This is a genomic window from Acetobacter tropicalis, from assembly GCF_001580915.1.
GTDB classification, from domain to species: Bacteria; Pseudomonadota; Alphaproteobacteria; order Acetobacterales; family Acetobacteraceae; genus Acetobacter; species Acetobacter tropicalis.
In genome coordinates this window covers 22,098-45,506 of the sequence record NZ_LHZQ01000205.1, presented here as the reverse complement: position 1 = coordinate 45,506, position 23,409 = coordinate 22,098, and the positions used below count along the sequence as shown (strand labels likewise).

Genomic DNA, 23,409 nt, shown 5'->3' with positions numbered 1-23,409 from the left:
GCTGGCGCATGAAGCATTTTCTCTCCGTGCTGAAGGCGCTACTCTCCCGCACCCGGCTACATTGGCTTCTGCGGTCTCTGGAGCGGAAGAGTGTGGCGCTGACATTGGCCGCACTGGCTCTCTGTCTGGGTTTTGCAACCTTTGTGGCCCTTTCTGGCGGAATGTCTTTTGGGCATTACGCCATCATAGAGCCGCTCATTCTGCTGGTGAACAGCCTTGTGCTGGGCTTGCTGGTGCTGGCGTTGGTAATGCGCGTTGGGCCTATGTTGGCAGAACACCGCAAAGGGTTGGCGGGAGCACGCCTGCATGTGCGGCTTGTCACCCTTTTTGGTATTGTGGCGGTGGCCCCCACGCTGGTTGTAGGCGTGTTTGCCACATTGTTCTTTCACTACGGTATTCAGATCTGGTTTGCAGACCGGGTCAATACGGCGCTCACAGAAGCTCTTGAGGCATCCCGCGGCTATCTGACGGAACATAACGCCAATATCCGGACAGATGCGTTTTCAATGGCCAACTATATTACCAGTGCGGAAAACGAACTGGCGGCCAGCGGCATGAACCTGTTGCAGGACCCGGATGCGCTGGGCCAGATGCTGGATAGTCAGGCGACAATGCGTGGGCTGACTGAAGCCTTGGTGTATGATCCCATCACCAACAAGGTGGTGGCAGCGGGTGGGTTAATGAGCCGTACCGGCTATATGCAGGACCTCCCACCGCCGGCTGCTACGCTTATGGCGCGCACCAATGATGTGGCTATTCTGGATTCACCCGATGAGCGGCGCGTGCGGGCCGTTGTGGAACTCTCCCAGACTCCGGCGCTGATGCTGGTGATTACCCGGTTGGTGGACCCCACCATTCTGGAGCACATGCACCGTACTGAAAAAGTGGTGGCGGATTACAAGCGCCTGAATGACAACAAGGCGAAAATCCAGCTTACCTTCATCATGATTTTCGCGCTGGTGGCGTTGCTGGTGCTGGCTGCGGCGGCGCTGATCGGGCTGGCGCTGGCTAACCAGATTGCCAAGCCGCTGGGGCTTTTGATTCTGGCGGCACGCCGTATCAGTGAGGGCGATCTGGGTGTACATGTGCCTGAAGCCAACCGGGATGATGAAGTCACCAGCCTGTCCCGCGCCTTCAACCGCATGACGGAGCAGCTTGCCAGCCAGCGTTCAGAACTGATGGCGGCCTACGGACAGATTAATGAACGCCGCCGGTTTACGGAGGCGGTTCTGTCGGGTGTGTCCGCCGGTGTGATCGGGCTGGATGTAGAGCAGCGGATTGAACTGCCCAACCGTGCGGCCTGCCTGTTGCTCCAGACAGACCTGATGGATGCCATTGGGGAGCCTCTTTCCGTGCGCGTGCCGGATTTTGCGGATATTCTGATGGAAGCGCGCCATGCCCCGGATCAGGTCATTACGCGGGAAGTGCAGACAGGCCCGATAGCCAATCGCCGTATGTTGCTGGTACGTGTAGGCGCAGAGTTACGAGGTACGGTGACAGAAGGCTACGTGATCACGTTTGACGACATTACAGCCCTGCAGCTTGCGCAGCGCAAGGCGGCCTGGGCTGATGTGGCCCGTCGTATTGCTCATGAAATCAAGAATCCGCTCACTCCTATTCAGCTTGCGGCAGAACGGTTGAAGCGCCGCTTCCTGAGAGAGATTACGTCCGACCCTGAAACATTTGCCCAGTGTGCGGACACCATTGTGCGGCAGGTGGGCGATATCGGGCGGATGGTGGATGAATTTTCCGCCTTTGCGCGGATGCCTCAGCCTGTGATGACACAGGAAGATCTGTCCCGGATTGTGCGGGAAGTTCTGGTGCTGCAACGCAATGCCCACCCTGAGATCACCTACCATGTCAGGCTACCAGATAGGGGACCGATTGTCCGGTGTGACCGACGTTTGATCAGTCAGGCGTTAATCAACCTGTTACAGAATGCGGCAGATGCCATTGCCATGACGGCAAAACAGGGTGATGCTGAAGAACATGGCGTAAACGTGGCAGGCGCGATATGGATTGGTCTGCTAGAGGAGCAGGACGAGGTTGAAATTTCAGTTGCGGATAATGGCGTGGGGCTGCCTTCAGATGACAGGCATCGCCTGACGGAACCCTATGTGACACACAAGGCCAAAGGCACCGGACTGGGGCTGGCCATTGTGAAAAAAATCATGGAAGACCATGGGGGTGCAGTGCGTCTGGAAGACAGGGCGGAGGAAACAGGAACTGTGGCTATTCTGATGTTGCCGATGAAGGACGACCATGGCTCATGAAATCCTGATTGTTGATGATGAGCCTGATATTCGGATGCTCATTGAGGGCATCCTTGAAGATGAGGGATACGAAACGCGGGTTGCCGGGAATTCCGATGCGGCAATAGCGGCGTTTCGTGCACGCAGGCCGTCTCTGGTTGTGCTGGATGTGTGGTTACAGGGCTCCAAGCTTGATGGGCTTGGCATTCTCAATGTCCTGCACGCGGAAGAACCTTCCGTGCCGGTGATCATGATCTCCGGGCACGGCACGATTGAAACAGCCGTGGCGGCGTTACAGCACGGCGCTTATGACTTCATTGAAAAGCCGTTTCAGGCGGACCGGCTGCTGGTTGTGGTGCGGCGAGCGCTTGAAGCGTCCCGGCTGGCCAAGGAAAATGAAGAACTGAGGCTGCGTGCCGGGCAGGACACGGAACTGTTTGGTAACAGCGCCCTGATTTCAGCCGTGCGTGGGCAGATTGAACGGGTAGCCCCCACAGGTTCCCGCGTGTTGATTACGGGTGGCCCCGGTTCTGGCAAGGAAGTGGCTGCGCGGATGATCCATGCGCGCTCACGCCGGGCTGATGGTCCTTTTGTGGCCCTGAACTGCGCGATTCTGGCTCCGGGCCGGTTTGAGGAAGAACTGTTCGGGCTGGAAGGCGCGCCCGATGGCACGGGCCGCCGCACCGGGGTTCTGGAACGCGCCCATGGCGGCACGCTGGTGCTGGATGAAGTGGCGGATATGCCGCTTGAGACACAGGGCAAGATTGTCCGTGCCTTGCAGGACCAGACATTTGAGCGGCTGGGCGGTTCTACGCGTGTAAAGGTCGATGTGCGTGTTCTGGCGACCACAAACCGGGATTTGCAGGCCGAAATCATGGCGGGGCGCTTCCGTGAGGACCTGTATTACCGGCTGGCGGTTGTGCCCCTGAGCGTGCCGGGCCTGCGGGAGCGGCGGGATGATATTCCGGGCCTTGCGGAACTGTTTCTGCGGCGGGCCGCTGAAATGGCCGGGTTGCCCAAACGGGAACTCTCGGCCGATGCCATAGCCGCCCTTCAGGCATATGACTGGCCCGGTAACGCGCGTGAACTGCGGAACCTGATGGAACGGGTGTTGATCATGCTGCCGGGCAATACGGTGGAGCCCATTCGGGCGGACATGTTGCCCTCCACCATCGGGGAGGGCGCGCCAGCCCTGCTGAAGTTTGATGCCGCGGCGGATGTCATGAGCCTTCCGCTGCGTGAAGCGCGAGATATGTTTGAAACCCAGTACCTTCAGGCGCAGTTATTACGTTTTGGCGGCAATATCAGCCGTACGGCCATATTTGTTGGCATGGAACGCAGCGCATTGCATCGCAAACTGAAACAGCTTGGTGTAACATCTGAAGAACGAGGGGCGGGCTAGGGCGATTGCAGCGTACACTGCACGCGGGTTCCGACTTTAACAAAAAACGAGAATAGGGCCTCACACTGTGGAAAAGGAAACCGGGTATAACGTGCAAGATGCGTTCTTGAGCCAGATTCGTCGCTCACGTGCGTCTGTTACGGTATTTTTGGTCAATGGCGTCAAATTACAGGGCAACATTACGTGGTTTGACGAGACGACCGTTCTGCTAAAGCGGGACGAGCATACCCAGCTCATTTACAAGCATGCCATCAGCACGGTCATGCCTTCCATACCAGTCAATATATTTGAAACCCCGGCGTCTGGCGCGTCGGCAGACAGAGAAGCAACTCTTGGCGACGACTTTATCTGATACAAAACCCTCCGCCACGCGCGGCGCCGTTATCCTGCCGTGGGAAAAATCCTCCCATGATCAGGATATCCGGGCGGCAGAAGCCCGGCTTGAAGAAGCTGTGGGCCTTGCAGCCTCCATCGGTCTGGTCATTGTCCGGCAGGCAGTGCTGCTGGTACGGGCCAAACGGTCTGCCACCCTGTTGGGAAGCGGGCAGGTCGACTCGCTCAAGGTCGCCGTCAAAGCGGACAAAATTGATGTTCTGGTGGTTGATGCCCGGCTTACCCCCGGCCAGCAGCGAAATCTGGAAACGGAATTTGGCTGCAAGGTGATCGACCGGACGGGCCTTATTCTTGATATTTTCGGGGCGCGTGCTGCCACCAAGGAAGGCACGCTTCAGGTTGAACTGGCGCATCTGGAATATCAGCGCTCGCGGCTGGTGCGGCTGTGGACTCACCTTGAACGTCAGCGCGGGGGCTTCGGCTTTCTTGGTGGCCCCGGTGAAACGCAGATTGAAGCTGACCGCCGGATGATTGGTGACCGCATTGTGCGGTTGAAAAAGGAGCTGGAGCAGGTTCGGCGTACCCGCGGCTTGCACCGGCAGGCCCGTAAGCGTGTGCCTTTCCCGGTTGTTGCTCTTGTGGGCTATACCAACGCAGGCAAATCGACCCTGTTCAATGCCCTGACCGGGGCTACGGTGTATGCCAAGGATCAGCTTTTTGCCACGCTGGACCCTACCATGCGGGCCATTACGCTTCCATCTGGCAGGCGTATCATCCTTTCCGATACTGTGGGCTTTATCAGTGATCTGCCAACAGAACTGATTGCGGCGTTCCGTGCCACGCTGGAAGAAGTTGCGGAGGCAGATATCATTCTGCATGTGCGCGATATTGCTCACCCTGATAGTGCTGCCCAGAAAAAAGACGTGTTTGGCGTGCTGGATGGCATGGCGCGGGATGACATGATTGAGTCTGACTGGGCCAGTCGCATGATTGAAGTCATGAACAAGGCCGATCTTCTGGGCGGGCCCGATGCCGTGCCCCAGACAGAAGATACCGTTGCTATTTCCGCCATTACAGGGGATGGCCTGCCTGCTTTGATGGACGTAATCGATCGGCGCATTACCTCTTCCATGGAGACAGTGCGGTATCGGCTTCCACTTTCTGATGGGGCTGCTTCAGCATGGCTCTATCAGCATGGTGAAGTGACGGACCGGCAGGATGATGACGCTTTCACAACCATTACGGTGCGATTATTGACAGAAGACCGTGCCCGGTTTGAAAGCCTTTTCAAACATGCTGAACCACTGATTGCCTGATTTTTCCCTCAAGGTACGACAATAGGAATACAGCCAGTTCCTATAGGAGCTGGCTGTTTTTTTGTTCTAGGCTCTCCATAACGTCTGCCTGATGTCCGAGCGTGGAACCGCCGGATGAGAGATCAGTTCATCCGAAGGGGGCATGTACAACCAACATCAAGGTCTCCCATGCAAGGGAAGATGGTTATGACGCTAGCAAAAAAGCATTGAGCGCACGCAGCACATTGCCGTCGATATGGATAGCCGACTGATTCTGGTCAGGCTGACCACTGCCGATTATTTTTCGGAGCGTGCAGGGTGACTGATAATTTGGGATGCCATCCGTAAATGTTGGCCGTCAAAAGTTTCATGCCGCGCCGAAACACTCATCTGTGAATTTCCAAAAGGGTTCTTAGGCAAAGAGGGTTTGCCCTTGAACAGAGAAGGCCTCTTGCCTCGATGTTTTTGGTATTCACACAAAAGCAAAGAGGAGGGCTGTTTTCATGGGGAATGGCAAGCTTGCCTCTTGTAAAATGGGTGTAAGGTTTTTCTGAAAACTTGACAGCAAGGGAGAGAAGCGATGCGCATTGCAGTCATAGGGGCAGGGGCAGTTGGCTGTTACGTGGGTGGCCTGCTGGCCCTTGCTGGGCATGATGTTACGTTACTGGGTCGTGCCGTGCATGTTGATGCAATTCAGGCGCATGGGCTGTCGCTGGATATGCCTGATGGTACAAGGCGAATTGACGTAAAGGCTGTAACCAGCGCGGCTGATCTTTCTCCTGCAGATGTTGTGCTGGTGTGTGTCAAATCAGCAGATACGGAAGAGGCCGGGCGTGAACTTGCCCCCGCTTTGCAGGAGGGAACCGTTATTCTCAGCCTTCAGAATGGTGTTGATAATGCTGAAAAGCTGAGCGCTGTTACCGGGCGTTTGGTTATCCCCGCAGTAGTGTATGTGGCGGTGGATATGACGGGGCCGGGCCATGTGGGGTACCATGGAGGAGGCCGGTTGTTGATTGGAACCACTCCGCAAAGTGAGGAGATTGCTTCTGTATTTACGCAGGCTGGGGTGCCGACCATTGTGTCGGGTCATGTCATGGATGCGTTATGGACCAAGCTGACAATAAACTGTGCTTATAACGCCCTTTCTGCGGTAGCGCAGATTTCCTATGCCTCTATGCTCACAGTGGAAGGTGTGACCGGAGTCATGGCGCAGGTTGTGCAGGAATGTCAGGATGTGGCGGCTGCATGCCAAGTCTGGCTACCCGAAACACTACTTGCGCAGGTACTGGATATTGCAAAGCTCATGCCAGATCAGAAGTCCTCCACTGCGCAGGATCTCAAACGAGGCAAACCTACAGAAATTGATTTTCTGAATGGCTATGTTGTTCGCAAAGGCGCGGAGTTTGGTATTGCTACTCCTGTCAATCAAGCCTTGCAGGTGATGGTCAAACTGGCAGAAAAAAGCCGCAGTGTTGCCAAGCCGTGAGCCGTAAAAAGAAGAATAAGCACGCTCAATTTTTAGGGTGGTGGAAAAAAGTTCTCTGCTTTATGCGCCCGTATCCCGATGCGGGCTGGTGCACTTTCCCTGAAGAGAAGATCATCCTTTTTAGATAATGACTTCTGAAATAATGGTGCCTCCTACCTGACAAAATAAACGAACTGCTCGCCGTTGGGTGGGGTTTTGCCTCTTAACAGCAGGTGTATAGCCTTACATAAGCAGGGTTGGCGTTAAGGCTTGTGGGAGTCTGACATTCCTCTGTAATCAGTCAAACTCTGTGGGCAAGCTTGGGTCTGCGTGGTGCGCAAACAGGCGTTCAATCTGGTGCGGTAAGATGCGGCCTGTAGAAAGATCTTGTGGAATCTGATCTTTTGCAAAGAAGCGGACTTCACTGGTCTCAACGCTGGTTGTGGCTTCTCCGCCTGTAATGTGGCCCAGAAAGAAAAGCTTGGTTACGGAAAATCCTTCTGGCGGCTGGTGGTCTTGGGTTGAGCGGTCAAGCACCATAGCCAGTTTTGTTATGTGCACGGTGTATCCCGTTTCTTCCCACACTTCCTTGGCGGCACATTGGCTTGCGGTCAGGTTCACATCTGTCCAGCCGCCCGGCACGGTCCACCGGTTTTTATCCAGCACTTCACGCACCATCAGAATGCGGCCCTCAGCGTCAAACACGCCAACACGTACTTCCAGCTTGGGGGTAGCGTATCCATCCTGCTGGCTGAACAGGGTGAGAAGCGTATCTTCCAATTCTGCACTGCCTGCCGTCATCATGCGGGCAGATAAAGCCCGCAGCATTTCATAGCGTTCTTTGTCAAAGGGATCTGTGGCGTATGTCAGCCCGGTTTGAGAAATGGCCTGAATTTCACGTGCCCAGACAAGCCATGCGGGTTCTGACATTCTTCTCTCCTTAAAACAGGTCAGTGGTGCATCATGGTGTAAGGCAAGGATAAGGCACTTGCGCGCTACAAACAAAAAACGGGAAGGCCGAGGCCCTCCCGTTTTACTAGACATATCTGGCTGATCTTATCAGGCCATAACGGCTGCGGCTTCCTGACCGTTGATCAGCAACCCATCTCCGTTAGCCGAGATGGTGATGGTTTCACCATCATGGATGGTGCCTTGCAGCAGCAGTTCAGCCAGCGGGTTCTGCAGGCTGCGCTGTATAACCCGTTTGAGCGGACGGGCACCGTAAACCGGATCATACCCTTCATTGGCGAGCCATGCGTGGGCCAGTTCATCCAGCTTGAGCGTAATCTTGCGATCATCCAGCAGTTTCTGAAGACGACCGATCTGGATATCGACAATCTTCGTCATGTCCGCTTTCTGCAAGCGCGAGAACAGGATGATTTCATCAAGCCGGTTCAGGAATTCCGGGCGGAAGTGCTCACGCACCACCTTCATGACCTGCGCCTGCACCATATCCGTAGATTCACCATCTGGCTGATGAGCCAGAACATCCGAACCAAGGTTACTGGTCAGCACAATAATGGTGTTACGGAAGTCCACTGTCCGACCCTGACCATCCGTCAGGCGACCATCATCAAGAACCTGAAGCAGAATGTTGAAAACGTCCTCGTGGGCTTTTTCAACTTCGTCAAACAGGATGACCTGATACGGCCGCCGCCGCACGGCTTCTGTCAGCACGCCGCCTTCTTCATACCCCACATAACCCGGAGGCGCACCAATCAGACGGGCTACTGCGTGTTTTTCCATGAATTCACTCATGTCCACACGCAGCAGCGCTTTTTCGTCATCAAACAGGAAGCGGGCCAGCGCTTTGGTCAGCTCGGTTTTCCCGACACCCGTTGGGCCGAGGAACAGGAAGGAGCCAATCGGGCGATTGGGGTCCTGCAAGCCTGCACGCGCACGGCGCACCGCGTTGGAAACAGCCTTGAGGGCGGGTTCCTGACCAACCACGGATTTCCGCAGTTCATCTTCCATACGGAGCAGTTTGGCGCGTTCGCCTTCCAGCATGCGGTCAACCGGCACACCCGTCCAGCGGGAGACAACGGAGGCCACACCCTGGTCTGTCACGGCTTCAGATACAAGATCGGTCTTGCCGGCTTCAGACTGGGTTTCCTGCGCCTGCGCAATCTGGGCCTGAAGGTTGGGAATAACGCCATACATCAGTTCGGATGCTTTGCCGAGATCGCCTTTACGTTGCGCGACTTCCACTTCAGAACGCGCCTGATCAAGCTGTTCCTGAAGTTTCTGCACAGCGTTCACACGGTCTTTTTCCGCATGCCAGGATGCGCTCATGGCATCGGATTTTTCTTCAAGGTCGGCCAGTTCCGCTTCCACGGCTTCCAGACGGTCCTTGCTGGCGCTGTCATCTTCCTTGCGCAGAGCTTCCCGCTCAATCTTGAGCTGGATGATACGCCGATCAAGTTCGTCCAGTTCTTCCGGCTTGCTGTCAATCTGCATGCGCAGGCGGCTGGCCGCCTCGTCAATCAGGTCGATGGCTTTATCCGGCAGGAAACGGTCTGTGATGTAGCGGTTGGAAAGCGTTGCCGCTGCCACCAGTGCGCCATCCGTAATACGGACCCCGTGATGGAGTTCATATTTTTCCTTGATGCCACGCAGAATGGAGATGGTGTCCGCAACTGAAGGCTCACCTACAAATACAGGCTGGAACCGGCGGGCAAGAGCCGCATCCTTTTCAATGTATTTGCGATATTCATCCAGCGTGGTCGCGCCAATGCAGTGCAGGGTGCCACGGGCCAGTTCCGGCTTGATGAGGTTGGAGGCATCCATGGCGCCATCCGTCCGGCCAGCGCCCACCAGCGTGTGCATTTCATCAATAAAGAGAATGATCTGCCCCTCGGCGGATTCAATCTCTTTCAGCACGGCTTTCAGGCGTTCTTCAAACTCACCGCGGTATTTGGCACCTGCTACCAGGGCGCCCATGTCGAGTGAGAGCAGCTTCTTGTTTTTCAGGGCTTCCGGAACGTCACCGTTTACAATGCGCTGGGCAAGCCCTTCCACAATGGCGGTTTTACCCACACCGGGTTCCCCAATCAGCACGGGGTTGTTCTTGCTGCGGCGGGCCAGAACCTGAATGGCACGACGAATTTCTTCATCACGACCAATAACAGGGTCCAGCTTGCCTGCCTGAGCAACTTCCGTCACATCGCGGGCATATTTTTTCAAGGCATCAAAATTGGCTTCAGCGTTTTCGCTGGTCACGGTGCGTCCTTTACGGATGGCGGCAACGGCTTTTTCCAAAGCATCAGGCGTTGCGCCGTTTTCTTTTAAGGCACGGCCTGCTGGCGTGTCAGACTGGGCAATACCAATCAGCAGACGGTCCTGTGCAACAAAGGAATCCCCTGCTTTCTGGGCGGCCTGTTCGGCTCCATCCAGCACGCGCACAAGGTCTGGTGTGGCCTGAGGCTGGCCTGCGCCGCCGCCCTGTACCTTGGGCAGCTTGGCCAAAGCCTGTTCCGTTGCGGCCTTTACGGCTTCCGGCTTACCACCTGCCGCGCGGATAAGAGAGGAGGCAGCGCCTTCCTCATCATCCAGCATGGCTTTCAGCAGATGTTCGGGTGTAAGCTGCTGGTTGAAGTCACGAATGCAGATGGTTTGCGCAGCCTGCAGAAAACCCCGTGACCGTTCTGTAAATTTTGCGATATCCATAGTTCCCTCGTGTCCCTTTCTCTTAGGCGACTGAAGGCCGTATCACCGCCCCATTCTGGCAACGGCAACATGGTCTTTTCTCGCTAACAAAGATTGGAACGCTCGTTGCAACAATCAAGAGGGAAGTGGGCAGGTCTGACCAGAAGAAAATGAGGGCAAAGGCATGCCCCATACCCTGCGCGCTTCTGCTTCCGGCCTATTCTGCGGGCCGGAAGTGACTGAGATCATAGAAAAAAATCCGACATGCTTGATAGTCAGAAAATCAGGCGTGTTACTGGCCGGGCTCTCCAAACAGGGTGCCGACAATGTGTGCGATATCTGTTTTGCCGGGCTGTAACCCCTCTGGATTGACCTGAGCCAGAAGCATTATCCCCTCTACACATGCCAGCAGAAATGTGGCGCGGGCGGCATCATTTTCCGGGCTTTCCTCCGGGTTGGAGACAAGGCGGCTGTTTATCCATGTGGTCCAGGACCGCACGACCGTTCGGGCGATGTCATCATACGGTTTCAGGCCACGTGCGCCGTGGGCAATGACATCTGTCCATATCTGCATGAAAGGCGCAATGGCGGGATCAGACACCATGGGCATAACGCGGGAGAGAAACTGGGTAGCCGTTACACGTGGCCCGGTACTCTGCGCTGCAAGGATGGTGGTCAGCCGGTTATTGACTTCGTCCAGAACTGTACGGACCAGAAGATCTTTGGTCTTGAAATAATACAGCAGCATTCGGTCGCTTGTGTCCATCCGTGCGGCCAACGCCCGCAAGGACAGATTATTGAGCCCCTCGGCCAACACGATATCCGCCATCTGCGTGATCATCTGTTGCTTGCGCAGCGTGGGGTCGGTGTCTGACTGATGGCGTGGCGAGATGGGAGAGGAGGATGTCTTGTGCATCGGAATCTTGTAGCACGTGCTACATGGCGTGTGCTATGTAGTGACTGCTACATTGAAAGGAAATGATGATGACGCTCACATTCCGGCAGGTCTGCATCTGCGTTCTTCTGGCGACCATTTTCTGGGGGCTGGCGACGTTGTTCATACGGTTTGTTCCAGACTCGTTCACTGATCCTGTCTGGGGAACAATGGGCTTTATAACGGCGCTTCCTGTGGGGTTCTTCTGTGTCTGGCTGATATGCCGGCTGGCGAATCTGTCACCTGAGCAAAGTCTTGCCGGATGTTTTGTGGTTATTGCCGATTCCATGCTGATGGACGGTATCGCCCTACGCTGGTTTCCGGCCCTGTATGCGGCAGATGATCATGTGGCGCGGCTGGGGGCTGCCTGGTTGCTATGGGGTTACGGTGCCAGCGCATGGATTGGTTTGATGAGCGCAACCTTCCGGCAGAGGATGGCATCAAGTGGGGTCCATGCAGGTGGATGATCCTGTTCTACCTGTTGTTGGTTCCAGCACATGCATGGACGGCCCACGTCAGGCTTGAGGTTCTGTGCTGTAGCGCGGCAGGAAAAATCCTGCCCGTTGGCAGAGCAGAAAAATGCGTCTGCCCTGTAAACTGATGCCTATCATGACGCCAAGGCTGACAGTGCCGATAACGGAACTGAGCATCAGGGCGCGGGGCAATGGAAAATAGGTTAGAAGCCAGAAATACAAAATGGCCTTGGCTGCGAAATAGAAAGCCCAGACAAGCGTAAGAGATTTAAAATAAGCACGGATTTCCTGCCGCTCAGGTGGAAAAGGAAAACCTTGCTGTTCCTCTACCAGTTCCTGAATGGGCGTAGTTGCACCGAACGCACCAATAGCAAAGGAGAGGGCGATAATCAGGTTTGTCAGCACGCCTTCATACCGGATCATGAAAGGGGTGATCGAGATCAGATCAATCACCCCAAACACGATGGCCAGTGTATTGCTGATAATCCATAAGCGCGGAAAAGTCCGCTTGCCCAGATAACGGTGCACGCCATCACACAGAATGAAAATAAATGTGCCGGCAATGGCGATACGCACGGAATAAAGCGAGGCCAGCACCCAGAACACCAGCAAACTTCCGAAATCCAGTACTATTCTGGAAAAAAGAAAAAAGCGGGCCATGACTATTCCTTTGACGACTTTGAGGCGTGCCTGTTCCTCGTGGCGCGGGGTATGGAGATGTGACCGTGTGTCTGTCATATTTACATTGTAAAGACTAATGGTGCCTTGATGGGTGTCAAGAAAAATATACACTGTAAAGTTTGAGGGGGAAGCTGAAAAAATATGGTCAGAGCGACGACGGAGCGTAGCAAGGAAGGGTATCATCACGGCAATCTGCGGGTTGCCCTCTTGGCTTCAGCGCGGGAAATGCTGGAGACGCAAGGTGTCGGTGCGCTGAAACTGCGCGCCATTACCCGGCAGGTGGAGGTGTCTCCCATGGCCGTAGCACCGCATTTCGGGAACTTACGCGGTCTACTGACAGCACTTGCCACCCAAGGGTTTGAGGAACTGGCTCATGCCATAAAAACGGGGAAGGCTCGGTCCCTGAAAGATGCGGGATTGGCCTATATTTATTTTGCCATCCGTAATCCGGGCTTGTTCACGCTGATGTTTCGGGGAGATGCAATAGACAGAAGCGATCCTGCATTTGCTGGGGCTGCGAGTGACAGCTTTGCGTTACTGGACACTTGGGCAGGCACAAGTGGCAAAGCGGCAGGGTTTGCCCCTCAGATTGCGGAAGCGGTGATGTGGGGGAAAGTGCATGGACTGGCGATTCTCGCCATTGATGGGCTGCTTACACCGTTGGTGCAGGCTACAGATCCACACATTGATCTGGAACAGTTTCTTGAACAGGCGCTGGATTATATGAATACAGCAACCAGCGGATAATCTGCCATCAAGATCAAATTATCAGAGAATAATAATACCAAGGGCGTTTATGGCCCCGGAGGGGCCGGACTCCGATAGCGGAGTCCGGCTTTGACTCAAGCAGCGCTCAGTTGCGCTTCAGCGAATTCATAGTTCGCCAGCTTGTCCAGATAGTTGGTGATGTAGTCCGGGCGACGGTTGCGGAAATCAAGGTAGTAAGCGTGTTCCCACACGTCCAGACCCAGCAGCACCTTGCCCTGGCCTTCGGCCAGCGGGTTGGAGCCATTGGCCGTTTTGGTCACAGCCAGCTTGCCGTCCTGACCCAGAACCAGCCATGCCCAGCCGGAGCCGAACTGCGTGGTGGCGGCCTTCTTGAATTCTTCCTTGAAGGCATCAACGCTGCCGAAGTCACCGTTGATCTTGGCGGCCAGTTTGTCCGGAATGGCACCACCAGCCGGGGAGAGGTTCTGCCAGAACAGAATGTGGTTCCAATGCTGGCCAGCGTTATTGAAGACAGGAGCCTGGCTGCTGTCGCCTTTTACGGCCAGAATGATTTCATCCAGGGACTTGCCCTGAAGTTCGGGCTTGGATTCAACAAAATTGTTCAGCGCCGTGACATAAGCCTGATGGTGCTTGTCATGATGCAGTTCAAGCGTTTCCTGGCACATGCCACGTGCGGCCAGTGCATTGTAGGAATAGGGAAGAGCTGGCAGTTCAAAAGCCATGACATACTCCGTTAAAAATCAGGGCGCAAATACGCCGTCCCCCAGAGCTATGGGGCGATGGCGGATGCGTCAAGGGACCACGGCGTGACAAATGCCGCTTAATGGCCGCCTCACACATTCTTGCCCATGGGCGTGGTGTGTCCTGCTAACGCATAAGGTAGAAAAAGGATGCGGCAGGGCTGGTCTGCCTTTGGCGCGGTGAAAAATGCCTATGAGGCAGGAAAGACAGGTGCGGGAGCAGAATGACAGGGTCCAGACAGCAAAAGAAGGCTCTGACAGCCATGCCGCAGGGGCAGGAATTGGAAGATCGTGTAAGGCGGGTTGATCCTGACCGGGCCCTGTGTGCCCGCTTTTTGCCAGATACGGTGCAGCCAGCCGTATTTGGGCTGATAGCGTTTCATGATGAGTTGGTGCGGGCCTTGGCACCTGCGCGGTCCGCTGCGGTAGCAGGCCCTATGGCAGGATTCGTACGGCTGCAATGGTGGCGCGATGTGCTGGAAGGTACGCGCGCGCCGGACCATGAAGTAGCCCCTCCGATTATATCGGCTCTCAGAAACGGCACCTTCCAGCCGGACACTCTGCTCCGGGTGATTGACGCGCGTGAAGCTGAACTTGCGCCGAAAGCGGATGTTTGCATTTGGCGGAACATGATGCGGAACGGGGCAGGCGCTTTGCAACGGGCGGTGGGAGAAGCTCTTGGTATTGAAGATGAAGCCCTGTTGGACCGAATTGAGGCGGCAGGTGCGGCATATGGTGCAGGAGCCATGGCCCGGCATTGGCCGAGAATGCAGCAGAGCGGCCGGTATCTTTTTCCGGGTGATGAGGCTGCCCTCATAAAGGAGGGGCATGCGTTTCTGGTAGAAGCGGATGTGCGGTCTCTGCCCCGCAACGCACGTCTTGCCGCGTTGTCCGCAGTGTTAGCCGCGCGGGATTTGGGGCGGGACAGCAGGCAGGCAGGCCTGCCGCGTGGAGTGGGGGACAGACTGGCCGTTATGGTGGCAGCGTTGAAGGTAGGCTGAGAAGGGGGCTTTCACTTAATGAGCAAACATGCCTGATAGCCGTTATCTGTAAAGGTAAAGCGGCCCAGTCCTGCATCAGGTCTTTCCTGCATGAGCCAGCCATTGCTCATGGGGGAGAATGGCTGGCGCCTCAATCAGGCATCGTTGGCGACAATTTTTTCCATCACGCCAATCAGAGCGGAATAATCAGCATCTTCGGCGGCGCGGCGGGTGAGGGAAAGCTGTTGCGTGGTGGCGGCCAAGGTAGGCGCCGGTACAGCCAGACGGGCTGCGGCATCCATCAGCAGCCGCATATCTTTCTGCATGAGGCGGGTTGGGAACTGCGGGGAGAAATCTCCAGCTTTGGCTGCGCGGATTTTACGTTTGTGGTGCGGGGAGATCACGGCCACTTCATCCAGCGCATCAAAAAGCATGGAGCGGTCAAGCCCGGCAGCCAGACCATAGGCAATGGTTTCTGCCACAGCCGCCAGCCCGGCGCCCATAATGCCGTTGATAACCAGCTTCAGCCGTGCGCCGCTGCCAGACGGCCCTGCATGGATAGTGGTTTTGCCAATGGCGTCAAAAATGGGTTTGGCGCGGGCAATGGCAGCATCTTCGCCCCCGGCAAGCACCACCAGGTTGCCGCCCTCGGCTTCAGGCGTGCTGCCGGAAACCGGACAGTCAATAACAACATAGTTTTTCTCTTGTCCGGCTTTTAACAGGGCATCCGCTGCTTCCGGTGAAACAGAACTGGTATTGAGCAGAAGCTGATCAGCCTTCATGCCTGCCAATGCGCCTGTGGGGCCATACATGGAGGCCGCCAGTGCGTCATCATCCGGCACGCAGACAAGAACAATATCTGCTTTCTGTGCCACCTCGGCAGGAGAAGCCAGGAAAGGCGTGTTCCCATTTCCACCTTTGCCGGAGGGAGTATAGGCAATGGCTGCGTATCCGGCTTTTTCAAGGTTGGCAGCCATGCGGCTGGCCATAGCGCCAAAGCCAATAAAGCCAATGGTCTGTTGAGTAGTCATTTTTGAATAAATCCTTTCTCTTTCTGCCTTGGTTTGTGCCACAAACGAAAGATACGCCAGCCGGGTTTCTTGTCCAGCATGCGTGGCTCAGGGGCGTCTGCCTTTTCCTGAGATGTAATTTTATAGTGAATTAAAGGGCTTACAGCTATGGCGGCTTATCGGTACCCTCAACCGAGGGCTTCAGAAATTACGCCACGCTCATATTTTCTGTCCCGCCGGGCAGTTATGGCCGGGGTTGTCGGCACCACACTTGCTCTGGCAGGCAGCGAACAGGTTGCACAGGCTGCTACCGGGACGGCACAGAACGCCTCCGGCTGGCCCGCACCAGAAAAACCCACACCTCAGAATGATGTTACACACTATAACAATTTTTACGAATTTGGTACGGATAAGGGAGATCCTGCCGAATTGTCAGGTGCGTTCAAACCTCTGCCGTGGAGTGTGCAGATAGATGGTCTGGTGGATAATCCGCGCACATGGGCTCTTGAAGATCTGCTCAAACAGTTTGGGCAGGAGGAACGTCTCTATCGCATGCGGTGTGTTGAAGCATGGTCCATGGTTATTCCGTGGAATGGCTTTTCTCTGGCCGCGTTATTGAAAGCTGCGGCACCAAAAATGGGTGCACGATATGTGGCGTTTACTTCTGTCCTGCGTCCTTCTGAAATGCCGGGTCAGCGAAGAGGCCTGTTTGCGCTGAAATGGCCTTATGTAGAGGGATTGCGGCTGGATGAGGCTATGCATCCTCTCACATTGTTGGCAACAGGGGTCTATGGCGAAGCGCTACCCACTCAGAATGGCGCTCCCATTCGGTTGGTGGTGCCGTGGAAGTACGGATTTAAAGGAATTAAATCCATTACACGCATTACCGTAACGGACAGACAACCCCCTACAAGCTGGAACCTAATGGCGCCGGAAGAATATGGATTTTATGCCAACGTGAATCCTGCGGTGGATCATCCCCGCTGGAGCCAGGCGAGCGAACAGATTATCGGCGAGGGCAGCCTGTTCCATACGGCCAGAAAACCAACGCAGCTTTTCAATGGTTATGCTGAGCAGGTGGCGGGCCTGTATCAGGGAATGGACTTACGGAAGGATTTTTAAGCCGCATGTCTTCTATACCGTCCCCGCGCCGCAGGCGTTCCCGTTTTTCGCCTGTCACGCGGCAGGTTTTGCTGTATCTGTTTTTTCTGCTTCCGGCGGCTATGGATATTGCGCAGGGCATGGCGGGAACACTGGGGCCTAATCCCACTTCGGCGTGCCTGCATGATTTCGGGCGATATGCGTTTCGTTTTTTGTTGGTCTCTCTGGCTGTCACACCGCTCAAGCGTTTTGTAGGCGTGGATATCATGCTGTATCGGCGGCCTTTGGGGTTGCTGGCGTTTACCTATGCAGCGTTGCATGTCTTTTTTTATGTTGTTGTCGCACGGCATCTTGATACGCATATCCTGTGGCAGGACTTCAGCTCCCGTCCATTTTTGACCTTTGGTGTGCTGACTTTTCTGATCTTGGCTGCATTGGCGTCCACCTCTACGCGGCGTGCTATCCGGGCATTGGGCCGAAAATGGTCCCCCCTGCATAAGTTGGCTTATCTGGCCATGATTTTTGCCTGTATTCATTATAGCATCGCGTTTAAAACCTGGCATGTAGAGCCGTTTATTTATACTGTTATTGCTATCTGTGTTCTGGCGTTGCGGATGGTGCCCCGATCTGCGCGTAGAAAAGTATGAGAAAAGAAAATACTTTATCTAGAAAATAAATTCTTGAACCCACAGTATAAAGAGAACCTGATAGCTATTCTTCAGAATGATCCTGTCAGGATGAAGTGTTTGCATCTGGTAAAGGCTCTCACCTTACCAGACTGTTGGGTGGCCGCCGGTTTTGTCCGTGATGCCGTGTGGGATTCCCTGCATGGTCTTTCTATGATGCCCCCTTGGGGCGATAGTGATGTTGTGTGGTTTGATGCCGGGCAAACACAGGTGGCAACGGACGGCTTGATAGAACGGGCCTTGCGGAAGCAGGCACCTGAGAGACGGTGGTCGGTAAAAAATCAGGCACGGATGCATATCCGCAATCATGATGCCCCTTATACAAATGTGGCGCATGCCATGCGCCATTGGCCGGAAACAGCAACAGCGATTGCTGTACGCCTGAATAATGATGGACACATAGAGGTGAATGCGCCGTTTGGGCTGACGGATCTTTTTCAGTTGACGTTGAGGCCCGGCCCCCCTTTTCAAGGCACAAAGAAGCCGGTTTTTGACGAACGGGTGAGAAAGAAAAAATGGCTTTTCCGGTATCCACAGCTTCAATTAGTCCGCGAGATACCCTGATCGTCACCCTACAAGGCAACCGCCTCCCTGCATGAACGTCCTTGTTCAGAGAGAGTTAACTCGTGAGGGGCCGTCATGAACAAGGCGTATGACCTGATAGTTATTGGCAGCGGTCCATCAGGGCGGCGGGCAGCAGTGCAGGCCTCCAAGTTCGGGAAATCCGTATTGGTAATAGAGCGGGAGGGCAGAATAGGGGGTGTTTCTGTTCATACTGGCACTATTCCCTCCAAAACCTTGCGGGAAACGGTGCTTAATCTGACCGGCTGGCGGGAGCGTGGCATTTACGGCTTCAGCTATCGCGTCAAGCAACATATCAATGCGCATGATCTGGGCAGGCGTATGGGTAAAACACTTTCTGATAAAATTGATGTTCTGGAGCATCAGTTTTCACGCAATGGAATTGAGGTGGCGTACGGTGCAGCCCGTTTTGTTGATCCGCATACAGTTGAGATTACAGGAGACGGGGTAGCACCTCGGCGTGTGAGCGGCAGGGCTGTGGTGATTGCTGTAGGCTCAGTTCCGCATCGGCCTGACCATATTCCGTTTGATGGAAAATATGTCATTGATAGCGATGGCATGGTCTGTCTGGAGCACATTCCGCGCTCTCTTGTTGTGATTGGGGGTGGCGTGATCGGAATTGAATATGCCACCATTTTCAGCGCTCTTGATGTGCGCGTTACCATTGTGGATCAGCGTGACCACATTCTGGATTTTATAGACCGGGAAATTGTTCAGGATTTTGTGCAGCAGTTGCGAGACAGGGGTGTGAATTTTCGTCTCGGATGTGCTCTGGAATCAATCGTGATTGAGGACGAGCAGCCTGTAGCTCTGCTTGAAGGTGGGCGGCGCGTGCGCGGGGAACTGCTTCTTTATACCGGTGGACGCCAAGGGGCGACGGCTGACCTTAATCTGGCTGCCGCGGGTTTGAGCGCGGACGGGCGAGGACGTTTGAAAGTGGATGCCCACTCCTTTCAGACCGAAGTGCCACATATTTATGCAACAGGAGACGTGATTGGCTTCCCGGCCCTGGCATCCACTTCCATGGAGCAAGGGCGGATAGCGGCCTGTCATGCCTGTGGATACGCTGTGCCGCCAGCACCAACGTTTTTCCCGTATGGTATTTATTCAGTGCCAGAAATTTCCACGGTTGGTTTGGCAGAAGAAGAAGTTCAGAAAAAGAAGATCGCTTATGAAACCGGTATAGCGCGTTTTCGTGAAACATCGCGCGGCCAGATCATGGGAGAAACGGCAGGGTTTCTGAAAATTATTGTCTGTCTTGAAACTCATCGGCTTCTTGGTGTGCATATTGTAGGAGAGGCAGCAACAGAACTGATCCATATCGGCCAAGCTGTTCTGAACTTTGGTGGCAGTTTTGAATATTTTATTGAAGCCACCTTCAATTACCCAACATTTGCCGAAGCTTATAAGATTGCCGCATTGGATGTCTGGAACCGTATGACACCTCGGCAGGATGGAGAGCCGCCTGCCATAGCCCCAGAAACATCTGCGCCTGAAAGAGGTGCAAAAATGGACTGAGAAGATCAAGAACAATAAGAAAAGCCGGACCACGCGGGAAACATGGTCCGGCTTTTTTGCATAAGAGAGGTATGTAGGCTGTTTTTTACGCGGCCTGCGTATCAGCCAGCAACGTCTCATGCCCCAGCGCCTTTAGTAAGCGGGCTGCGCGTTCATCCGCATGGATAATCTGCACAGTTTTTCCGCGAGCCTGTAGACGCGAGACCAGTTTTTCCAGAGCATCTGCGGCGCTGATGTCCCATAGGCGGGCAGCGCCTAAATCCAGGATCACATGCGGGGAAGCATCCTGAAAATCAATGGCATCTGTCAGAATGGTTGTGGATGCAAAAAAGAGTTGTCCGTGAACATGATAGGTTCGCGTCCCTCCGTCCGGGCTCAGGCTGGCATTAATCTGCAAAAGCTGCATGACCTGAAAGGAAAAAAACAGGCCGCTTAGCAGAACGCCGCAAGCGACGCCGGCTGCAAGGTCATGCGTCAATACCACCACTATGACCGTTGCCAGCATAACTGTGGAAGACAGCCGCGGGTGGCGGATAAGATCATGCAGGGAAGACCAGGAAAATGTGCTGACAGATACCATGATCATAATGGCAACCAGCGCTGCAACGGGCACCTGAGCCACAAAATTATGGAGCACGACAAGCAACAGAAGAAGAAAAGCCCCTGCGGTAAAGGTGGAAAGCCGTCCCCGTCCCCCGTAGCGTAGGTTGCCCACCGTCTGCCCGATCATGCCACATCCAGCCATGCCGCCGAACAGACCAACCAGAATATTGGAAAGACCAAGCCCGGTGCATTCCATGCGTTTATTGCTGTGCGTGTCGGTCATTTCATCAACTACGCCTGCTGTCATGAGAGATTCCAGCACACCCACCATGGCCATGGCGAATGCGTAGGGCAGCACAATTTTGACTGTTTCCAGCGTGAGCGGAACATGCGGCATGGTGAAGGAAGGCAGCCCTGTTGGCAGCGGGCCCAGATCAGCCACCACATGCACGGGCATGGGGTACGCCATGGTCAGACCGGTTAGCACCACAATGCAGATGAGCGGGGAGGGGATGCGTGTTGTAAGGCGCGGCAGCAAATAAACAATGCCAAGCCCCAGAGCGATCAGTGCATAAGTTTGCCAGCTTACATGGATCATTTGCGGAATCTGGGCCGAAAAAATCAGGATGGCCAGCGCGTTGACAAAGCCGGTTGCCACTTCACGCGAGACAAAACGCATCATGTTCTGAAGTTTGAACAGGCCGAACAGGACCTGTATAGCCCCAGCCAGTAACGTGGCCAGCAGCAGATATTGAAAACCATGGCCGTGCACCAAATCTGCCGCCACCAGAGCAACAGAACCCGCCGCGCCTGAAATCATGCCTGGTCTACCACCCGTAATGGCGATGGCGACGCTGATAACAAAAGAAGCATACAGCCCAACTTCAGGCGCTACACCGGCAGCATAGGAAAACGCAATGACTTCCGGAATAAGTGCGAAGGTGCCCACCATGCCCGCAAGCACGTTTCTGACGGGATCTTCCGTCCACTCTTTCAGGTATTGGCTAACAGTCACGAGAGTCCTTTCTCAGGAAATGGAGCCGTTAAGGTCATGGGCGTAAAAGGAGGCTCTGTTTATCTTGGAACAGCACGAAATGTAAGGGAAAGCACTGAATGGCCATTTTGGTGTTTCCATGGAATAAAGTGAATGAACAGTGCTCATTCACTGTCTCAGGATGCAGAGGTCAGGCCGGATTTCAGAATGACACCCTTCTTTCTTGTTTATTATGAGTGGGTTTTAGTGTCTGCCATCATCAGGGACATGATAAGCCGCAAGAGAGACATCCTGTTTCTCATTGTGCTTCTGGTTGTAAGCAGTTTGGGCGTGGTAGCTTGGTCTGCCAGCCAACCCCGTCATTTCATTCCTGCTGAAGTGGTGTTGGCTGTGTGTGCTGCCACAAACGTGGTGGCGAATATGATGATCACCTCCCGAGTACGACGCTTGGAGGGGCATTCTGTTGTCACCGTTGCCATACTGAATGTGCGGCAGCGGATGGCCTATCGTATCGTGGCAAATATAGGGGCATTTGCATTTGTGAGCACGGCTGCTTGTTTATGGCATGTTTCCATAACGGCACCTGTGGCATCGGGATGCCTTGGGGTATGGTTTTTCGGTCTGGGATTTTTTCTTGCGCTGGAACCACAGTTTTTCGCTCAGAAAACGGGCAGAGTTCTTCCTTCTGAGGATAAATCTTCTCAGCCTAATAGGCAGTTTAGGGTACAGGGCCTGCCTAAATGGACTTCTTTGCCATGGATGTGTGGCGTTACTGCCTTCATCGCGGTGGGATTGGGGATAACGGGGCAGTGGTATTTTACTCATTCCCTTTGGTTAGTGTTCTTCATCGGATACGGGGTCATTCCGTTTGTTGTTCTTCCGGCACAGAGTGGGGAGCGGGCTGCATTTGGTACCATGATGGGTGAACCAATGGCCACGGTTGTCAAAGCCATGGTGAAGCGGCTGGCTGTAGTAAGTGGCGCTGCGCTTCTCCCGGTTATTCTGTTTCCGGCCTGCCTTCTGGTGGCCGTGCAGGCATGGCTTGTTCTATCTGGTCTTGCGCTGTTCTTTTCCGTTTTTGTGACCCTTCATTATCGTGTTTTTCCAAAAAAACCGAGCAGAAATGGCCCTTGGGTTTTCTGGTGCCTTAGCTGTCTTGTGTGTGACTATTTCCTCTGGTCTGCTGGTTTTGGTGGCGTTTTTCCGACTTGCTTATCTCTGGCGGCGGAATCAGCAGCGTTTATGGATGGCCCTTTCATGACTGCATTTCCTCCTTCGCTAACAGTAGTGCTGCATGATGTGATCTGCGGGGCTGGTGGCCAGGCGCTGGTGCAGATTGAGCAGCTTGAAATGGCAGGACCGGGCTGGGTCGGTATTATTGGGGCCAATGGGTCTGGTAAAACGACTTTGTTGAAGACACTTGGTGGCCGCCTTTCCTTGCTATCGGGCAGTATTCTCCTCGACGGAGAAGCGCATGAGGCATCCCGTAGCGCGCTGGCGCAGCGGATTGGATTCATGCCAGACGCAGCGTGCCTCCCGTCTGATCTAACGGGCCGTATGGTTTCTGATCTGGTGGCGGCGCAGACGGCAGAGGCAGATCAGACACAGGCTCTTGCGGCATTGCGGGAGGCCTTAGGGCTCGAACGGTTCTGGGCGCGGCCCGTGGCACATTATTCCGCAGGCATGAAACAGAGGCTGGCGCTGTATTGCGCGTTTGTGGGCGGGCAACGCATTGTGCTGCTGGATGAGCCTTTCAACTGGCTGGACCCTGTCTCGCTGTTTGATCTGAAGCAGGTTTTACGGGACATGGCGCAGTCAGACTATTTGCTGATTACAACCCTGCATGAGCCCACAATCTTACTAACATCCTGCACCTATGGTCTGCTTCTGGAAGGTGGGCGTGTGCGCATGACATTGAAGCAGGCAGATTTACAGCGTTTCTCCCAGAATCCGGCAGGATTTGAGGCGTATGTGGTTTCGGCCCTGCGCACGGGGGTACCGGGTATGGAACGGGCGGTCATTGCCTGACCCCATTGTGCCATGCCG

20 protein-coding genes are annotated in these 23,409 nt (G+C 54.7%); 13 read left to right on the top strand and 7 right to left on the bottom strand.

Translation table 11 applies throughout. From position 1 onward, the window contains the following. Positions 1-8: 8 nt before the first annotated feature. From AD944_RS08695 to AD944_RS08675, 5 genes are all read left to right on the top strand, one after another. Positions 9-2,273 (top strand): sensor histidine kinase NtrY-like, encoded by a 2,265-nt coding sequence (locus AD944_RS08695; protein ID WP_045543561.1) that lies wholly within the window; start codon positions 9-11, stop codon positions 2,271-2,273. Then, complete coding sequence (gene ntrX / locus AD944_RS08690; protein ID WP_006559673.1) at positions 2,263-3,654, top strand: nitrogen assimilation response regulator NtrX; 1,392 nt, start codon at positions 2,263-2,265, stop codon at positions 3,652-3,654. Before AD944_RS08695 ends, ntrX begins: the two co-directional genes overlap by 11 nt. 67 nt (positions 3,655-3,721) lie before the next feature. Further along, positions 3,722-4,006, top strand: coding sequence for an RNA chaperone Hfq (gene hfq / locus AD944_RS08685; protein WP_006559672.1), 285 nt, complete (start codon positions 3,722-3,724; stop codon positions 4,004-4,006). Continuing rightward, the gene (gene hflX / locus AD944_RS08680) at positions 3,987-5,303 is read left to right on the top strand and encodes a GTPase HflX (RefSeq protein ID WP_035380997.1); all 1,317 of its coding nucleotides are present in this window, start codon (positions 3,987-3,989) and stop codon (positions 5,301-5,303) included. The genes hfq and hflX overlap by 20 nt, the downstream gene beginning before the upstream one ends. 559 nt (positions 5,304-5,862) lie before the next feature. After that, positions 5,863-6,768, top strand: a complete 906-nt coding sequence (locus tag AD944_RS08675; protein ID WP_045543562.1) for a ketopantoate reductase family protein — start codon at positions 5,863-5,865, stop codon at positions 6,766-6,768. A 276-nt stretch (positions 6,769-7,044) separates the two neighbouring features. Here AD944_RS08675 and AD944_RS08670 read toward each other — a convergent pair whose 3' ends face one another. The 3 genes from AD944_RS08670 to AD944_RS08660 form a co-directional block, all read right to left on the bottom strand. Further along, positions 7,045-7,677 carry an NUDIX hydrolase gene (locus AD944_RS08670; protein WP_045543563.1) on the bottom strand — a complete coding sequence of 211 codons (633 nt, stop codon included), beginning with the start codon at positions 7,675-7,677 and terminating at the stop codon, positions 7,045-7,047. A 129-nt stretch (positions 7,678-7,806) separates the two neighbouring features. Continuing rightward, positions 7,807-10,413, bottom strand: coding sequence for an ATP-dependent chaperone ClpB (gene clpB, locus AD944_RS08665; RefSeq protein ID WP_006559008.1), 2,607 nt, complete (start codon positions 10,411-10,413; stop codon positions 7,807-7,809). Between the two features lie 271 nt (positions 10,414-10,684). Further along, the gene (locus tag AD944_RS08660; protein ID WP_052427290.1) at positions 10,685-11,308 is read right to left on the bottom strand and encodes a TetR/AcrR family transcriptional regulator; all 624 of its coding nucleotides are present in this window, start codon (positions 11,306-11,308) and stop codon (positions 10,685-10,687) included. A 62-nt stretch (positions 11,309-11,370) separates the two neighbouring features. Between AD944_RS08660 and AD944_RS08655 the strand changes: the two genes are divergently transcribed. Beyond that, positions 11,371-11,793 (top strand): DUF5367 family protein, encoded by a 423-nt coding sequence (locus AD944_RS08655; RefSeq protein ID WP_045543564.1) that lies wholly within the window; start codon positions 11,371-11,373, stop codon positions 11,791-11,793. Between the two features lie 48 nt (positions 11,794-11,841). On the opposite strand, the gene AD944_RS08650 is transcribed toward AD944_RS08655, so the two are convergent. Continuing rightward, positions 11,842-12,459 carry a septation protein IspZ gene (locus AD944_RS08650; RefSeq protein ID WP_045543565.1) on the bottom strand — a complete coding sequence of 206 codons (618 nt, stop codon included), beginning with the start codon at positions 12,457-12,459 and terminating at the stop codon, positions 11,842-11,844. A gap of 162 nt (positions 12,460-12,621) precedes the next feature. Here AD944_RS08650 and AD944_RS08645 point away from each other — a divergent pair, with 162 nt between their 5' ends. Next, on the top strand, positions 12,622-13,227 hold the full coding sequence (locus AD944_RS08645) for a TetR/AcrR family transcriptional regulator (protein WP_045543566.1): 606 nt from the start codon (positions 12,622-12,624) through the stop codon (positions 13,225-13,227). A 95-nt stretch (positions 13,228-13,322) separates the two neighbouring features. Here the strand turns inward: AD944_RS08645 and AD944_RS08640 are convergent, their stop codons facing one another. Then, a complete protein-coding gene (locus tag AD944_RS08640) occupies positions 13,323-13,931 on the bottom strand; it encodes a superoxide dismutase (RefSeq protein WP_045543567.1) in 609 nt (202 codons plus the stop codon). A gap of 242 nt (positions 13,932-14,173) precedes the next feature. Here AD944_RS08640 and AD944_RS08635 point away from each other — a divergent pair, with 242 nt between their 5' ends. Then, entirely contained in the window at positions 14,174-14,950 is a 777-nt protein-coding gene (locus AD944_RS08635; protein ID WP_035380983.1) for a squalene/phytoene synthase family protein, read from the top strand. Positions 14,951-15,084: 134 nt separating this feature from the next. Here AD944_RS08635 and AD944_RS08630 read toward each other — a convergent pair whose 3' ends face one another. Next, positions 15,085-16,002 carry an NAD(P)-dependent oxidoreductase gene (locus AD944_RS08630; RefSeq protein WP_261763926.1) on the bottom strand — a complete coding sequence of 306 codons (918 nt, stop codon included), beginning with the start codon at positions 16,000-16,002 and terminating at the stop codon, positions 15,085-15,087. Between the two features lie 105 nt (positions 16,003-16,107). On the opposite strand from AD944_RS08630, the gene msrP reads away from it, so the two are divergent. The 4 genes from msrP (at position 16,108) to sthA (ending at position 19,826) form a co-directional block, all read left to right on the top strand. Further along, positions 16,108-17,061, top strand: coding sequence for a protein-methionine-sulfoxide reductase catalytic subunit MsrP (gene msrP, locus AD944_RS08625; RefSeq protein ID WP_045543569.1), 954 nt, complete (start codon positions 16,108-16,110; stop codon positions 17,059-17,061). Positions 17,062-17,066: 5 nt separating this feature from the next. Continuing rightward, positions 17,067-17,687: a protein-methionine-sulfoxide reductase heme-binding subunit MsrQ gene (locus AD944_RS08620; RefSeq protein ID WP_045543570.1), complete on the top strand. Its 621-nt coding sequence runs from the start codon at positions 17,067-17,069 to the stop codon at positions 17,685-17,687. Between the two features lie 90 nt (positions 17,688-17,777). Further along, entirely contained in the window at positions 17,778-18,290 is a 513-nt protein-coding gene (locus AD944_RS08615; RefSeq protein ID WP_045543571.1) for a nucleotidyltransferase family protein, read from the top strand. A 75-nt stretch (positions 18,291-18,365) separates the two neighbouring features. Next, positions 18,366-19,826: a Si-specific NAD(P)(+) transhydrogenase gene (sthA, locus tag AD944_RS08610; protein ID WP_045543572.1), complete on the top strand. Its 1,461-nt coding sequence runs from the start codon at positions 18,366-18,368 to the stop codon at positions 19,824-19,826. Between the two features lie 85 nt (positions 19,827-19,911). On the opposite strand, the gene AD944_RS08605 is transcribed toward sthA, so the two are convergent. Continuing rightward, complete coding sequence (locus AD944_RS08605) at positions 19,912-21,384, bottom strand: SulP family inorganic anion transporter (RefSeq protein WP_045543573.1); 1,473 nt, start codon at positions 21,382-21,384, stop codon at positions 19,912-19,914. Positions 21,385-21,570: 186 nt separating this feature from the next. On the opposite strand from AD944_RS08605, the gene AD944_RS08600 reads away from it, so the two are divergent. Further along, the gene (locus tag AD944_RS08600) at positions 21,571-23,391 is read left to right on the top strand and encodes an ATP-binding cassette domain-containing protein (RefSeq protein ID WP_052427291.1); all 1,821 of its coding nucleotides are present in this window, start codon (positions 21,571-21,573) and stop codon (positions 23,389-23,391) included. Positions 23,392-23,409: the final 18 nt, after the last annotated feature.